The organism is Endomicrobium proavitum, assembly GCF_001027545.1.
GTDB classification, from domain to species: domain Bacteria; phylum Elusimicrobiota; class Endomicrobiia; order Endomicrobiales; family Endomicrobiaceae; genus Endomicrobium; species Endomicrobium proavitum.
In genome coordinates, this window is the sequence record NZ_CP009498.1 from 1,335,532 (window position 1) to 1,349,626 (window position 14,095).

At 40.8% G+C, this 14,095-nt stretch carries 15 protein-coding genes; 10 read left to right on the forward strand and 5 right to left on the reverse strand.

Translation table 11 applies throughout. The features are described 5' to 3' along the window. Window positions 1-136: 136 nt before the first annotated feature. The 5 genes from jag to rpmH are packed head-to-tail and all read right to left on the reverse strand — an operon-like array spanning window position 137 to window position 3,159. Window positions 137-793 (reverse strand): RNA-binding cell elongation regulator Jag/EloR, encoded by a 657-nt coding sequence (gene jag, locus Epro_RS05690; RefSeq protein ID WP_052571075.1) that lies wholly within the window; start codon window positions 791-793, stop codon window positions 137-139. Window positions 794-838: 45 nt separating this feature from the next. After that, window positions 839-2,407 carry a membrane protein insertase YidC gene (gene yidC, locus Epro_RS05695; RefSeq protein WP_052571077.1) on the reverse strand — a complete coding sequence of 523 codons (1,569 nt, stop codon included), beginning with the start codon at window positions 2,405-2,407 and terminating at the stop codon, window positions 839-841. 2 nt (window positions 2,408-2,409) lie between these two features. Next, window positions 2,410-2,631: a membrane protein insertion efficiency factor YidD gene (gene yidD / locus Epro_RS05700; protein WP_052571079.1), complete on the reverse strand. Its 222-nt coding sequence runs from the start codon at window positions 2,629-2,631 to the stop codon at window positions 2,410-2,412. Beyond that, on the reverse strand, window positions 2,628-3,017 hold the full coding sequence (gene rnpA / locus Epro_RS05705) for a ribonuclease P protein component (RefSeq protein ID WP_052571081.1): 390 nt from the start codon (window positions 3,015-3,017) through the stop codon (window positions 2,628-2,630). The genes yidD and rnpA overlap by 4 nt, the downstream gene beginning before the upstream one ends. A gap of 7 nt (window positions 3,018-3,024) precedes the next feature. Next, window positions 3,025-3,159 (reverse strand): 50S ribosomal protein L34, encoded by a 135-nt coding sequence (gene rpmH, locus Epro_RS05710; RefSeq protein WP_052571083.1) that lies wholly within the window; start codon window positions 3,157-3,159, stop codon window positions 3,025-3,027. 269 nt (window positions 3,160-3,428) lie between these two features. Between rpmH and iorA the strand changes: the two genes are divergently transcribed. From iorA to Epro_RS05760, 10 genes are all read left to right on the forward strand, one after another. After that, window positions 3,429-5,144, forward strand: coding sequence for an indolepyruvate ferredoxin oxidoreductase subunit alpha (gene iorA, locus Epro_RS05715; RefSeq protein ID WP_052571084.1), 1,716 nt, complete (start codon window positions 3,429-3,431; stop codon window positions 5,142-5,144). A gap of 32 nt (window positions 5,145-5,176) precedes the next feature. Then, a complete protein-coding gene (locus Epro_RS05720; RefSeq protein WP_052571087.1) occupies window positions 5,177-5,674 on the forward strand; it encodes a 2-oxoacid:acceptor oxidoreductase family protein in 498 nt (165 codons plus the stop codon). 108 nt (window positions 5,675-5,782) lie between these two features. After that, the gene (locus Epro_RS05725; protein ID WP_052571090.1) at window positions 5,783-7,084 is read left to right on the forward strand and encodes a phenylacetate--CoA ligase family protein; all 1,302 of its coding nucleotides are present in this window, start codon (window positions 5,783-5,785) and stop codon (window positions 7,082-7,084) included. Between the two features lie 471 nt (window positions 7,085-7,555). After that, on the forward strand, window positions 7,556-8,323 hold the full coding sequence (locus Epro_RS05730; protein ID WP_052571092.1) for a hypothetical protein: 768 nt from the start codon (window positions 7,556-7,558) through the stop codon (window positions 8,321-8,323). Window positions 8,324-8,333: 10 nt separating this feature from the next. After that, window positions 8,334-8,750, forward strand: a complete 417-nt coding sequence (locus Epro_RS05735) for a hypothetical protein (RefSeq protein ID WP_052571094.1) — start codon at window positions 8,334-8,336, stop codon at window positions 8,748-8,750. Between the two features lie 18 nt (window positions 8,751-8,768). Beyond that, window positions 8,769-9,137 carry a CoA-binding protein gene (locus Epro_RS05740; protein ID WP_052571096.1) on the forward strand — a complete coding sequence of 123 codons (369 nt, stop codon included), beginning with the start codon at window positions 8,769-8,771 and terminating at the stop codon, window positions 9,135-9,137. A gap of 157 nt (window positions 9,138-9,294) precedes the next feature. Continuing rightward, on the forward strand, window positions 9,295-10,620 hold the full coding sequence (locus Epro_RS05745; protein WP_052571097.1) for a sugar porter family MFS transporter: 1,326 nt from the start codon (window positions 9,295-9,297) through the stop codon (window positions 10,618-10,620). Window positions 10,621-10,708: 88 nt separating this feature from the next. Then, complete coding sequence (locus Epro_RS05750) at window positions 10,709-11,371, forward strand: HAD family hydrolase (protein ID WP_052571099.1); 663 nt, start codon at window positions 10,709-10,711, stop codon at window positions 11,369-11,371. An 899-nt stretch (window positions 11,372-12,270) separates the two neighbouring features. After that, complete coding sequence (locus tag Epro_RS05755; RefSeq protein WP_052571101.1) at window positions 12,271-12,690, forward strand: pyridoxamine 5'-phosphate oxidase family protein; 420 nt, start codon at window positions 12,271-12,273, stop codon at window positions 12,688-12,690. A 264-nt stretch (window positions 12,691-12,954) separates the two neighbouring features. Beyond that, entirely contained in the window at window positions 12,955-13,722 is a 768-nt protein-coding gene (locus tag Epro_RS05760; RefSeq protein ID WP_052571103.1) for a ParA family protein, read from the forward strand. The last annotated feature ends 373 nt before the right edge of the window (window positions 13,723-14,095 follow it).

Here is a 14,095-nt window from a genome sequence, read left to right on the forward strand (position 1 = left end):
TTTAGAAGGTAAGTAACGACAGAAAAGCGGAAGATAAGAAGCTTGGCGGCTTAGAAGATAGGCAACAGCAAAATAAAAGGGACTTCTTGTCGTTACTTATCCTCTAAACTTCCAAGCTTCCAAGCTTCTTATCTTCTTACTTCGCCGTTTTTATTCCTACTTTGCGCATTATGCCTTCGCCTTCGGAAAAGGATTCTACGTTGGGGTTGTCTTGCAGATATGAGTGAATTATTTTTCTTTCTTTTGCGTTCATCGGCTCAAAACGGTAAATCTTTTTTGTGCGCAAAACATAAGTTACGCCTTTGTCGGCAAGAGCTTTTAATTTTTCAATTTGTTTAACTCTGTAATTTTCGCAGTCTAAATTTATTTTAACTTTTTCCTGCAAGCCGGCATTTACGATAATTTGCGTAATATATTCCAACGCGTCAAGCGTTTGACCGTTTTTGCCGATAACGTAACCGCTGTCGGAAACCTGTATTGATAAATTTATAATGTCTTTGTCGGCGTCGGATTGTGTTTTTTTAAGCTCAATGCCCATGTTGTGCAAAATATCCGCAATTGTTATTTCCGCTTTGCGCCGCGCTTCAAGAGAAGCGTTTTTGGGCTGCGTTTTGCAATTTTTATCTGCGGATATTAAAATTACCGCCGGCTTTGCGCCCATAAGGCCAAACAGCCCGCTGGAACCTTCGTCCAAAATTTTTATTTCAGCGTTTTCTCTTGTGCAATTTAATTCTTTAAGACCTTTTGCAATTGCTTCTTCTATGCTTTTTGCTTTAATTTCTATTTCCGGCATTTTTTGATTACCTCTGTTTTCAATAACGACAACCGACAAACTTAGTTACGCGTGTTTTACGCGGGCGGAATCTTTTCTTATTACAAGATACTGCGCAATCATTGAGCAAATGCTGTTTGTAAGCCAGTAAAGCACAAGCCCCGACGAGAAATTCCAAAACATAAATGTGAACACCACCGGCAAAATATACATCATTTTTCTTTGCGCCGGGTCTGCGGTTGCGGAAGTAAGTTTTTGCTGCAAAAACATTCCCGCGCCCATTATAAGCGGCAACAAATTAAAGTTATTTGTAAGAATAAGATTCATATGGAAAAGCTGGTCGGGAGCGGACAAATCTTTTACCCACAAAATCCACGGAGTGTTTCTTAATTCGTAAGCGTTGCGAAGCATTGCGAAAAACGCCCAGAAAATAGGAAGCTGCAAAAGCATTGGCAAACAGCCGCCCAGAGGATTAACTTTTTGCGATTTGTAAACGTTCATCATTTCCGCTTGAAGTCTTTGCGGGTTATCTTTAAATTTCGCTTGAATTTCTTTTACCATAGGCTGAACGCGTTTCATTGCCGCCATGGAGTGAAAACTTTTTAACGTAAGAGGCAAAACTAAAACTTGTATTACGCAGGTTAAAAGCACAATTGCCCAGCCGTAGTTGCCGGTAATTTTTTGGAAGAAATATAAAACCGCCAGCGCTTTTTTGCCCAAGAATCCGAAGAATCCGAAATCAACGGATTTTTCAAGACCGAGATTGTAACCTTTTAAATAGGTGTAGCCTTTAGGCCCGGCGTAAAAGTTTACCGAATACGTTTGCGAGTTTGCATTGTTTGCGGGAGTTGCCGTTAAATGAATTGCAATAGGCGCTTTTTTGTCGGCGCGCTGCGCAATAATTTCATTAAAATCCGACGGAGTTTGCGGGATAAACGCCGCAAGGAAATACCTGTTGTCTATTGCAGCCCACTTAAACTGCGCCGCCGTTTCGGATTCTTTTTCTAGTTTTTTTACGGAACCCGTCTGCGCGTTAAGAGCTATAACTCTTGTCTGGCTTTCGTTTTCTTTAAGCTCTTTTTCATCCGTGCCAAAGCCCGGCCCCCACGAGAAATCAATACCCGGAAGCGCTGCGTTAGCTTTTGTTTTAGCAAGAACAATTTCAATATTATTCATGTAAGAATTAGGAGATATGGAGTAAGTTTTTGTAACCTTCCATCCGTCGGGCGAAACATATTCAAACACAGCGTTTTGTTTTGATTTTGACGCTACATATTTATATGTGGCATCCGGAAAAGTCGTTAAAACAGCTATGTCTTTGTTAAGAACCAAATCTACCCACTGACCGCTGTTTTCTTTAACCTGCCAGCTTGTTACGCCGGCGCCTTTATTTGTGAAAACAATTTTATAGTTGTCGGTTTCAATGCGCGTAAAAGTTTCTTTTGAGCCGTCGGTATTTTTATTTGCGCTAACGCTTGCCGCCGTTGCGTTTTGAGATTTTGCATTTTGCGCTGCAGCTGCAGGCTGCGCGGGCTGGGGCTGAGCTGCGGGTTTTTGCTGAGGCTGCGCAAACATAAAGTAGCCAAACAAAGCTATTGCGGAAAACACTACAAACAATACTGAATTTTTGTTCATTGTTAAATCCTTTTTTTAGGTGGAACCGGGTCGCAGCCGCCGTTGCAAAAAGGGTGGCAGCGTATAATTCTTTTAAAAGCTAAAAAACAACCTTTAAAAAACCCGTGAATTTCTATTGCCTGATATGCATACGAGGAGCAGCTTGGCTGGAAACGGCATCGCGGAGGAAGTCCTTGAGAGACGAATTTATAACATTTAATTAAGAAAAGCGCGAAGCGTTTCATTTATAAAACCCTGCGCTTTTAAGCATTTCTAAAATGGTTGTTTTTAGACTGTTATAATCCTGCGATGCGGTTTCTGGTTTGGAAATAAAAATTAAATCCAAGCCGGGTTCCAACGAATGTTTGTTGGTTCTAAAAATTTCCCTTAATATTCTTTTTGTTTTATTTCTTTGAACGGCAGTCCCGACTTTTTTGGGAGAGACAAGCCCAAGCCTTCTTAAATACGGGCTGCCCGAAACCGCGCCGTTTGGCGCAGAGGCTTTTTTATATGCGTAAATCTTAATAATTTTATTATCAAGCCTGCGGCCTTTTTTGAAGACCTTATTAAAATCTTTCTGCAAATGCAGCTTTTCTTTATACGAGAAGGAAAAGCTTTTTTTGTTTGGCATAAAAAGTTTACGCGCTTATTGTTTTGCGGCCTTTTCTTCTGCGCGCGGAAAGAACTCTTCTTCCGCCGGGAGTTGCCATTCTGGCTCTAAAACCTATTTTCTTTTTTCTTCTGTCTTTGTTTGGCTGATACGTTCTTTTCATTTTTACTATATCCTTTTTTGGGCATTATTGCCCGTGCTTTTAGTTTTAGAAATGCTCAAGTATTATATCTAAAAAGCGAATATATAGTCAAATGCGCTTTGTGTTTTGCGCTTATGCTTGCGTGCGTTTGCGCGCCTTGCTTAAACTCAAAATACTAAAGGCATTAAGAATGCTTGCATTAAAGATGCTCGCATTAAAAATGCCCTTAACAAATACGTTAAAAAAAGCTAAAATTTGTTTGCTTTCCAAAAAATTTCATAAGGAATGTTATGAAAACAATACATCTCTTATCCGGCGACGAAGCGCTTGCCAGAGGCGCTTACGAGGCCGGTCTTAAAACCGCAGTTTCTTATCCGGGCACTCCGGCGACGGAGATTTTAGAGTATCTTGCAAAATTTTCAGAAGTTGACGCAAAATGGTCTGTAAACGAAAAAACAGCTTACGAGGTTGCTTTGGGCGCGTCTATTGCGGGCGTTCGCAGCATGTATTCGTCAAAACACGTAGGGTTAAACGTTGCCATGGACCCGCTGATGACTTCCGCCTACACGGGCATTAACGGCGGCTTTGCGGTAGTTGTAGCCGACGATCCGCAGCTTGCTTCTTCCCAAAACGAACAGGACAACAGACTTATAGCAAAATTTTCAAAACTTCCAATGCTTGAACCTGCCAGCCCAAGAGAAGCTTACGAAATGGCGAAAGCCGCTTTTGACATAAGCGAAAAATTTGACACGCCTGTAATAATACGTCTTACGACGAGAGTTTCGCACACCAAAGAAAACGTTGAAATTGCCGCGCGCAAAGAAGTTGCCGACAAAACTTTTACCCCCAACGCTCCAAAATACGTTATGGTGCCGGGTCACGCCTATAAAAAACACATTGCGCTTGAAGCTAAACTTTTGCAAATGCAAAAGTTTGCAGACGAGAGCGAATTAAATAAAATAGAAATTAACGATAAAAATATCGGCATAATTGCCGACGGCGTTTCTTATCTTTACGCAAAAGAAACTTTCCCTAACGCTTCGTTTTTAAAGCTCGGTTTTTCTTACCCGTTTCCCGACGAGAAAATTAAACAATTCGCAAAAGAGGTCAAAGAGCTTTATGTTATTGAAGAGCTGGAACCTTTTATTGAAGAACACGTTAAGCAGCTTGGAATTGCCGCAAAAGTCAAAGATTTGTCTTACCGCGTAGGCGAGTTAAATTCTGCATTAGTCAAAGAAATTATAGCCGGAAATAATAAAAAGGTTGAAAAACCTTCCGGCGCCAGAAAACCGGTTTTGTGTCCGGGCTGCTCGCATCGCCCTGTTTTTGTGGCGTTAAAAAAACTTAAAGCCGTAGTTGCCGGCGATATAGGCTGTTATACGCTTGGCGCGCTAAAACCGCTTGAAGCTTTGCACACAACGGTTTGCATGGGCGCAAGCGTTACAATTATGCAGAGTTTGTCTAAAGTTTTGGGACACAATAAAGTTGTAGGCGTTATAGGCGACTCCACTTTTGTGCATTCCGGAATTACCGGACTTGTTGACGCCGCTTACAATAAAACAAAAGGCGCGCTTATAATTTTGGATAATTCAAACACCGCAATGACGGGCAGCCAGCCAAACCCGTCAACAGGCGTTGACGCAAAAGGCGTGCAGACGAAACAATTAAAATTGGAAGATATTTGCAAAGCCGCAGGCGCGGACATTGTTGAAACGTTAAACCCGTTTAACCCGGAGCTTGAAGAAAAAATAAAAGAACTTATGAACAAAGACGCGCTTTCTGTTTTAATAGCGCGCTTTCCGTGCAGAATGAAAGAAAGAAATAAAGCTTTTGTGCCCGTTTTTACGCCGTCAAAATGCGTTAACTGCGGCGCGTGTTTGCAAATAGACTGCCCTGCCGTTTACAAAGGCGAAGACGGCAAAATTTGTCACGATGATTTTTTATGCAACGGCTGCAACGTTTGCGCCAACGCTTGCAAATTCGGCGCTTTGAAAAAAGCGGCATAACCGTTTATTTTTTGATTGCTTAAAGGATATTTATGAAAGAGAAAACAGTAATTAATATTTTATTTTGCGGAACCGGCGGGCAGGGCGTGCTTACTGCCGCGGAAATTGTTTCTTTGGCGTCTATGTATGACGGATATCATACGAAAAAATCCGAAGTGCACGGCATGGCGCAGCGCGGCGGGTCGGTGGAAAGCCACGTGCGGTTTGCGTGTAAAGTTTGCAATACTGTGGCGTCGCCGTTAATTGAAGAAGGCGCCGCGAATTTTTTGGTTCCGTTTTATAAAAGCGAGCGCGACAGACTTCTTTCTTTTCTTGCGCCCGACGGCGTTGATATGCTTAAAGATTTAGAAGAAGCAAATAACCTGCCGAACAAAAAATTTATAAACACTTTTATGCTTGGACGTTTGTCAAAACATTTAAACATAACGCAAGCAAGCTGGCTGAAAGCTTTAGAAGTTGGCTTTAAAGGTAAGTTAATAGAAGAAAACAGAAAAGTTTTTTTAGAAGCGGCGAATAGAATAGAAGCTTAGCAGCTTAAAAGTTTGGAAGCTTTTCAACAGCCCGAAAACGCTTTTGTCTTTTTTTGCTAAACTTCCAAGCTGCCAAACTTCTAAACCTCAAAATTACGGAGTAATTTTATGATTTTCAATGAAAAGTATGAAATAATGCCTTTGCAGGATTTAAAAAATTTGCAGTCCGAACGCCTTGCTAACCTTGTGAAATATGTTTACAAAAACTCTCCCGTTTACAAAAAAAGAATTGATGAAAGCGGCTTTTCTCCCAGCTCTATAAAAACAATTGACGATATAACAAAACTTCCGTTTACTACAAAAGACGATATGCGCGACTTTTATCCGTTCGGGCTTTTTTCTTTGCCGATAGAAAAAATTGCGGAAGTGCACGTTTCTTCGGGCACAACGGGCAACCCTGTTGTATCCGGCTATTCTAAAGAAGATGTAGATTTGTGGGCGGAAGCGGCCGCGCGTTCTATTGGCGCTGCCGGCGGTAATCCCGGAGATATTATTCAAATTGCTTACGGCTACGGACTTTTTACCGGCGGGCTGGGTCTTCATTACGGCGCGTTAAAATTCGGCTGCCCTATTATGCCTATGTCGTCGGGTCAAACAAAAAGACAAGTAAAACTTATGCAAGATTTTAAGCCGCGCATTCTTGCCTGCACGCCGAGTTTTGCTTTGTATATGGCGGAAGAAGCTCACAATTTGGGCGTTAAAGTTGAAGACGTTTCATGGGACATAGGCATTTTCGGCGCCGAGCCGTGGACTACGGCAATTAGAGACGAAATAGATAAATCTCTCGGAATGCTTGCAACGGATATTTACGGACTTTCTGAAATTTCAGGGCCGGGCGTTGCGCAGGAATGTCATTTGCGCGACGGTCTGCACTTTTGGTCTGATGTTTTCTATCCGGAAATTATTGACCCCAAAACCAACAAGCCCTGCAAAGAAGGCGAAATAGGCGAACTTGTAATAACAACGTTTACAAGGACGGGAATGCCGTTACTTAGATATCGCACAAGAGATCTTGTTTCAATAAACAATGAAGTTTGCGCGTGCGGAAGAACCGCTCCGCGCATAAGCAAAATTAAAGGCAGAACCGACGACATGATAGTTGTTAGAGGAATAAACGTTTTCCCCACGCAAATAGAATACGCGCTGCTGCAGGTTGAAGAAAGTTTGCCCAATTATCAAATTATAGTTGACCGCGCCGAGCACGGGCTTGATAAAATAGAAGTGCAAGTTGAGATTGCGCAAAAGTATTTTACCGACGAGCTTAAAGGAATTGAAGCGGTGCGCAATAAAATTAAAAAAAGCATTGAGCAAACAATACTTGTAGGCGTAGATGTAAAACTTGTGGAACCCAAAACCATAACCCGCTCGGAAGGCAAAGCCAAGCGCGTTATTGATAATAGAAAATTGTAGTATTTTTTGTTCGCGGGGCTTGTTTTGGCAGCTGCTGTTGCAAGCCGAAGATAAAATAGAGGGTGAGAAGTTGAGAAGGTGAGAAACGGCAAGTTGTTAAAGTAGAAAGTAGGAAGGAGTAAGGAGCAAGTAACAAATAATAAATAATAAATAAGATGATAAGAAGGTAGGAGGGCAAGATGGTAAGCAACGTCTTTTTGAGTCTTTACTCACCCTCTTATCCTCTTATCTTCTCACCCTCTGCCTTCCGTGTCGTTAATTCCCCTTTTGTAAAAGGGGGTGAGTGTGCGACGAATAAGGAGCACGAGCTACGAACGGGCGCTTGTAAGTAAGATGTTAATCCAAAAACGAGCCTGCCCCGTAAGGTTGTAATACGGGGTGAGCGCACCGGAGGACGCGAAGCGGACGGGGTATTTTTCTTTGATGTTGATTTGTAATTTATAATTTATAATTGTCGTCAAAAGGATTAACATGAATAATTTTTCTATTAAGCAGGCGTTTCGGTTTGCGTTGAAGTTTTTTACGCAGAACTTTTATAAAGTTTTCTTTTTTACTACGGCTTGCGTTTTTGCGGAGAGGGCGCTGGTGTTTTCAAATTTAATTTTTGCAAATTCCGTGCTTGGGCAAAATTCAAGCTTTACGGCTAAGCTTTTTGCTCAGATGTTTGTAATTTGCACTCCTATACTTTTTGAAAGTTTGATATTTTTCTTTTTAACTTCGTTTGCGGCTGTAGTATTTAAGCAAGATGTTTCGGCGGTTAAAAATTTTTTTCCTTCCGCTCAAAAAATAGCGTTATTTATTTACGGGCTTATAATTTTAAGTTTGCCTATGTTTACGGCCGTGTTATGTTTTTTTGCGCTAACGTCCGACGGGGTGCAAAAGTTTTTTACGGACGCTAATCTGCTGTCAATTTCCATACTTGTGCCGTTTATAGTTTTGGGCGCGGGCGTTGCAATTTCTGCGCTTATTGCGCGGTTTTCATTTTTTTATTTTGGCGTTTTGGAAGGGTTGTCTCTTGCGGATAGTTTTGCAAAAAGCGCTCGCATAACTTTAATGTGCCGCAAAAAAATATTTTTATTTTTAGTTTTGTCGGGCGTTATAAACTTTGCGGGATTTATTTTAGTTGCGGGCTCAATACTTACAATTCCTTTAATTTCCCTTGCAATGGTTTATATTTATTTTGAGCTTAACAAAAATCCGGACGAGGTTTTGCAAGAAACGCAAAAAGAGCTGATATAGGAGAACAAAAATGAAAATTACGCAAGTGTCGGTTTTTATTGAAAACACAAAAGGCAGACTTTACGATTTATGCAACGTTTTGGGAAAAAATAACATTAATATTAAAGCGTTAACTTTGGCGGAAAGTCCGGAGTTCGGCATTGTAAGGCTTGTTGTAGATAAGGCGGAAGACGCAATAAAAATTATTAAAGAAAACGGTTTTATTGCCACCATTGCCCACATAGTTGCCGTAGAAGTAGGCGATAATCCGGGCGGTCTTGCGTCGGCGCTTAAGGTTTTATCGGACAATAATATAAGCATTGAATATATGTATGGTTTTGTGGAAAAAAAATCCGATAATGCTTTAATGGTTTTTAAATTTGAAGATATAGATAAGGCGATTGAAATTCTTTTAAAAAATAAAATTTCAATAATCTCTAAAGTTTAAATTTAGGAGAGAAATTTTATGGATGAAAATAAAAAGATTGCGGTTGTAGGCGTAAGCGAAAATCAAGAAAAATTCGGATATAAAATTTTTTCAGACTTGCTTGACGCGGGTTTTAATGTAGAGCCCGTCGGCGTGCGCGGCGGAGTTGTTCGTGAAAAAACAATTTATAAAACGCTTGCGGATTTGCCGCAAAAGCCGGATATTGTTTTAACGGTTGTGCCTCCTATAGGCACGGATAAAACTGTTGATGATGCCGTTAAGCTTGGAATAAAAGAAGTTTGGATGCAGCCGGGTTCGCGCTCGGAAAATGCCGTTAATAAGGCGCGCGCAGCGGGAATGAAAGTTACCGATCATGGGTGTTTTATGGCGGCTCACGGAGTGTGGTAGTTTTTAATTTGTTGCTCTGAATTTGAGCTAACGACCGTTGTCGTTGTTTGTCATTGCCGAGGGTTGTTATCGGGAATCTACGTTTATTAAATAATTGCTTTTCACCTAAATTTCTAATTTCTAATTCGTAATTTATAATTGCCGTCAAAAGGATTGTATGAAAAAAATTTCCGGAAAGTTGGTTTATTTTTTTGGGGCGTTGGGCGGGCTTTTGTTTGGGTATGATACCGGCGTTATCAGCGGCGCGATTTTATTTATTGAAACCGATATGAAGCTTACGCCTTTTGCTCAAGGAATTGTTGTAAGCGCAATTTTGTTTGGCGCAATAATGGGCGCAGCGATGATTGGTTATTTTGCAGACAGATTCGGAAGAAAAAAAATGGTTTTAATTTCTGCGTTTATTTTTGCGGCGGGCGCAATTGCTTCGGCGCTTTCGCCTAATGCGGAAATTCTTATATTTTCAAGAATTATTTTGGGCGTTGCCGTAGGGGGCGCTTCGGCTTTGGTTCCGTTATATCTTGCGGAGATGGCGCCGGCAAAATCCCGCGGGACGCTTTCAACTTTAAATCAGCTGATGATTACCGTAGGAATTTTATCTGCTTACATTGTAAATCTTATTTTTGCGGACGCCGGTTTGTGGCAGGTTATGCTTGGCTTTGCGGCAATACCTGCGATAATTTTATTTTTTGGAACTTTACTTCTTCCGGAAAGCCCCAGATGGCTTGTGTGCAAAGGCAATGCCGACGAGGCTTTTAATATTTTAAAACTTTTAGGAAACGCTCGCGGCGCTAAAAAAGAAATTTCCGAAATTAAGGCGGCGTGCGCAAAAGACAGCGCAGGGTTTTCCGAACTATTTGCGCGTTGGGTTCGCCCGGCGCTTATTGTCGGCGTGGGGCTTGCAATTTTTCAGCAGCTTATAGGATGTAATACCGTTATATATTATGCGCCTACAATATTTGCTTCCGTGGGGCTTGGCAATTCTTCGGCAATACTTAGCACGGTTGGCATAGGCGTTGTAAATGTTTTGGTAACAATTATCGCGCTTATTATAATGGACAAATTTGACCGCAAAAAAATGCTTATTACCGGCAGCATAGGAATGACGTTGTCACTTTTAACGCTTGGCGTATTTTCAAACGGCGCGTCTTCTGCGTATCTTGTTCTTGCGGCTTGCGCGGCTTATATTGTTTTTTTTGCGCTTACGTGGGGGCCTATAATGTGGATAATGATAGGCGAAGTTTTCCCTCTAAAAATAAGAGGCATTGGCGTGGGCGTTTCGTCGGTAGCTAACTGGACGGCAAACTTGGGCGTTGCGCTTATGTTCCCTTGGCTTCTTTCAAAAATCGGTTCGCAAATTTTTATAATTTTTGCGGCTATGGCGGTTTTGTCAATTTTGTTTGTGAAATTTAAAGTTATAGAAACGCGCGGGCGAAGTTTAGAAAGTATTGAAAAAAGTTTGAGAACGGCAAGTAGCAAAAAATAAGTAATAGGTAAAAGGTAATAGGTAACAGGTGTAAACCGGATAAAGTCTATCACTTTCTTTTGCGGGCGAGTGAGGGTTTGGAGTTTATATGAAAAATTTTAATTTAAAAAAATTTAAGGCTGTGTTTTTTGATATGGACGGCGTTATAACGGATTCTATGCCGTATCATTTTATTTCGTGGTTTGAAGTTTTAAAAAAATATAACGTGCGGGTAGCTCCGACGACAATTTTTGAAATGGAAGGCGCCAAATGGGAGAAAGTTATAAAACTTGCGTTTAAAGAAAGCGGAAAAACTCTGCCGAAAAAACTTGCGGTAAAAATACGTTTTGAGCGAGAGAAAATTTTTGACGCATATTTTAAAAGATTTATTTTTGACGGCATTGAGGAGTTTGTCCTTTTTTTAAAAAGGCAAGGATTGTTTGTGGGCGTTGTTACGGGGTCGTCTAAAACAGAAGCGGCGAAAATGCTTCCGAAAAAATTGTATAAACTTTTTGACACAATTACTGCCGGAGATATGGTGAAAAAAGGAAAACCTTTTCCGGATTCTTATTTGCTTGCCGCAAAAAATTTAAATGTCTGCCCTGCGCAGTGCTTGGTTATAGAAAATGCGCCTTACGGAATAACTGCCGCAAAAGCTGCAAAAATGAAATGCTTTGCAATAGCAACCACCCTGCCGAAAATTTTCCTGCAACAAGCCGACGAAATATTTAACACCCACAAAGATTTGTATAAATATTTTAAAACACATTGAAAAATCAATGATAATTAAAAGCAGAAGTTAAGCAACTTAGAAGCGTGGAAGTTTAGTAACGGCACAAGACAATGTTGTTGCTAAACCTCCAAGCCTCTAAACTTCCAAGCTTCCAACTGTTTCACATGAAACATTAAAGGCGAAAACCGCAATAAACGCCTTTCCTTGCGATTTTCCGCATCCTCCCATATCCGAATACCCTTGAAATTGAAATTTGGAGTGTTGAAAATTAAGTTTTTTGCTTTGTTTAGGTGCGAAATGTTTTGTAAAAAGGCTGTGGCGGGTAGGAAGTTGTTAAAGTAGAAAGTAGGAAGGAGTAAGGAGCAAGTGTTGTCAATTCCCCTTTTGCAAAAATAGATGATAAGAGGATAGGATGGCAAGATGGTAAGTAACGTTTTTTTGAGTCTTTACTTACCATCTTATCCTCTTATCTTCTCACCCTCTGCCTTCTGTGTCGTTAATTCCCCTTTTTAAAAGGGGGTGAGTGTGCGACGAATAAGGAGCACGAGCCACGAACGGGCGCTTGTAAGTAAGATGTTAATCCAAAAACGAGCCTGCCCCGTAAGGTTGTAATACGGGGTGAGCGCACCGGAGGACGCGAAGCGGGCGGGGTATTTGTTTTTGATGTTGATTCGTAATTGTTTTATCGTTGTATATTATAAGTGCTTGTTAACGCGGCGGTGCGCTTCATGTGGAAGTAACGGCAAAAGTGTGAACGGAAAACAACAACGACAATGGCAAATCCTCTTCTAAATAAACAATAAAAAATCTTGCAATTAACTTACATACTTTGTTATAATTGTTTCACGTGAAACGTTTGGAGGATTAGAAGCTTCCAAGCTTCTAAACTTCTAAATACGGCAGTTGAAGTTTTTGCCGCTATAACAAAGGAGCAGCGCATGAGTAATACCGATAAAGTTGTTAAGTTTTTGCAGGAAGCCAAGGTGTTTTATATTGCAACAATAGACGGTAATCAGCCGAGAGTTCGTCCGTTTGGAATAGCTTTAAATATTGACGGTAAGTTAAGTCTTTGTACCGGCAGTTATAAAAATGTGTATAAACAAATAGAAAAAAATCCCAACACGGAGCTTTCGGCAGTGACTGCGGACGGCAAGTGGATAAGAGTTTCAGGTTTGTTGGTTAATGTTACAAATGAAGCAAATCAACAGAAATTTTTTGCTGCCGCTCCTATGCTTAATGAAATATATTCCGGCGATAAAAGAAAAGATTTTACAATATTGAGTTTTAAAACCGGCGCTGCAACAATAGAAGATATGGAAGGGCATAAAGAAACAATAGAGTTGAATGCAAAAAGTTAGGCAGCTTAGAAGTCGCGTTTTTACCCTATCCCCTTGCGGGAGAGGGCAGGGTGAGGGGTATATAGTTTTGGCAACGTTGTTGCTAAACATCCAAGCTTCCAAGCTTCTCACCTTCTGCAGTTCGCTGTTTCACGTGAAACATAATCAAAAGCAGAAGATAGGCGGCTTAGAAGTTTGGAAGTTTAGTAACGGCACAAGACAATGTTGTTGCTAAACTTCCAAGCCTCTAAGCTTCTAATCTTCTTTAAAAATAAGGAGTAGTTGATGAGTAAAATTATAGCAATTGCAAATCAGAAGGGCGGAGTTGGTAAAACTACAACAGCAATTAATCTTGCGGCAAGCCTTGCGCACCTAGGGCAAGAGTGTCTTCTTATAGACATGGACCCGCAAAGCAACACCACAAGCGGGCTTGGGATAAACAAAAATGATTTAGAAAAAAATGTATATAATGTGCTTATAGATGAAGTTGCCCTTGAAGATATTTTGCAAAATACCGCTATGGACTGGCTTGATATTGCTCCTGCCACAACAGATTTGGCAGCGGCAGAAGTTGACCTTGTAAACATGGCCGACAGAGAAAAAAAGCTTAAAATAGCGTTAGAGAAGTTTCAAAAAGTTTATAAATACATTATAATAGATTGCCCTCCGTCGCTGGGGCTTCTTACAATAAACGCTTTAGTTGCGGCAGATTCTGTTATCATTCCAATGCAGTGCGAATTTTTTGCTTTAGAAGGTTTAGGTCAGCTTTCAAAAACAATTTTTGCATTAATGCAAAGCTATAATTTAGAACTTGAAGGCGTTCTGTTTACCATGTTTGATTCAAGAACAAATCTTTCGCAGCAAGTAGTTGAAGAAGTTAAAAAGTTTTTCCAAGAAAAAGTTTACAATACAAAAATTCCCAGAACAATAAAAATTGCCGAAGCCCCAAGTTTTGGCAAACCGGTTTTACTCTACGACCCAAACGGCAAAGGCACTCAAGCATATATGGATTTTGCAAAAGAGTTTCTTTCAAGAGAAATGGGGACGAAGTAGAGAGTGAGAGGTTGAGAGGGTGGGAAGTTGGGAAACGACGGGTTGTTAAAGTAGAAAGTAGGAAGGAGTAAGGAGCAAGTGTTGTTAATTCCCCTTTTGCAGAAATAGATGATAAGAGGATAAGCAACGTCTTTTTGAGTCTTTACTTACCATCTGCCTTCCGTGTCGTTAATTCCCCTTTTGCAAAAGGGGGTGAGTGTGCGACGAATAAGGAGCACGAGCCACGAACGGGCGCTTGTAAGTAAGATGTTAATCCAAAAACGAGCCTGCCCCGTAAGGTTGTAATACGGGGTGAGCGCACCGGAGCCCGATAGGGCGGGGTATTTGTTTTTGATATTTATTCATAATTAAAATAAAACCATATTGCGGTATG

Excerpts from the sequence above, each read along its gene's own strand:
- rnpA (WP_052571081.1), bottom strand. The coding sequence starts at position 3,017 with ATGCCAAACAAAAAAAGCTTTTCCTTCTCGTATAAAGAAAAGCTGCAT.
- jag (WP_052571075.1), bottom strand. The coding sequence starts at position 793 with ATGCCGGAAATAGAAATTAAAGCAAAAAGCATAGAAGAAGCAATTGCA.
- yidC (WP_052571077.1), bottom strand. The coding sequence starts at position 2,407 with ATGAACAAAAATTCAGTATTGTTTGTAGTGTTTTCCGCAATAGCTTTG.
- yidD (WP_052571079.1), bottom strand. The coding sequence starts at position 2,631 with ATGAAACGCTTCGCGCTTTTCTTAATTAAATGTTATAAATTCGTCTCT.
- Epro_RS05730 (WP_052571092.1), top strand. The coding sequence starts at position 7,556 with ATGAATAATTTTTCTATTAAGCAGGCGTTTCGGTTTGCGTTGAAGTTT.
- Epro_RS05735 (WP_052571094.1), top strand. The coding sequence starts at position 8,334 with ATGAAAATTACGCAAGTGTCGGTTTTTATTGAAAACACAAAAGGCAGA.
- Epro_RS05750 (WP_052571099.1), top strand. The coding sequence starts at position 10,709 with ATGAAAAATTTTAATTTAAAAAAATTTAAGGCTGTGTTTTTTGATATG.
- Epro_RS05745 (WP_052571097.1), top strand. The coding sequence starts at position 9,295 with ATGAAAAAAATTTCCGGAAAGTTGGTTTATTTTTTTGGGGCGTTGGGC.
- Epro_RS05740 (WP_052571096.1), top strand. The coding sequence starts at position 8,769 with ATGGATGAAAATAAAAAGATTGCGGTTGTAGGCGTAAGCGAAAATCAA.
- rpmH (WP_052571083.1), bottom strand. The coding sequence starts at position 3,159 with ATGAAAAGAACGTATCAGCCAAACAAAGACAGAAGAAAAAAGAAAATA.
- Epro_RS05725 (WP_052571090.1), top strand. The coding sequence starts at position 5,783 with ATGATTTTCAATGAAAAGTATGAAATAATGCCTTTGCAGGATTTAAAA.
- iorA (WP_052571084.1), top strand. The coding sequence starts at position 3,429 with ATGAAAACAATACATCTCTTATCCGGCGACGAAGCGCTTGCCAGAGGC.
- Epro_RS05720 (WP_052571087.1), top strand. The coding sequence starts at position 5,177 with ATGAAAGAGAAAACAGTAATTAATATTTTATTTTGCGGAACCGGCGGG.
- Epro_RS05755 (WP_052571101.1), top strand. The coding sequence starts at position 12,271 with ATGAGTAATACCGATAAAGTTGTTAAGTTTTTGCAGGAAGCCAAGGTG.
- Epro_RS05760 (WP_052571103.1), top strand. The coding sequence starts at position 12,955 with ATGAGTAAAATTATAGCAATTGCAAATCAGAAGGGCGGAGTTGGTAAA.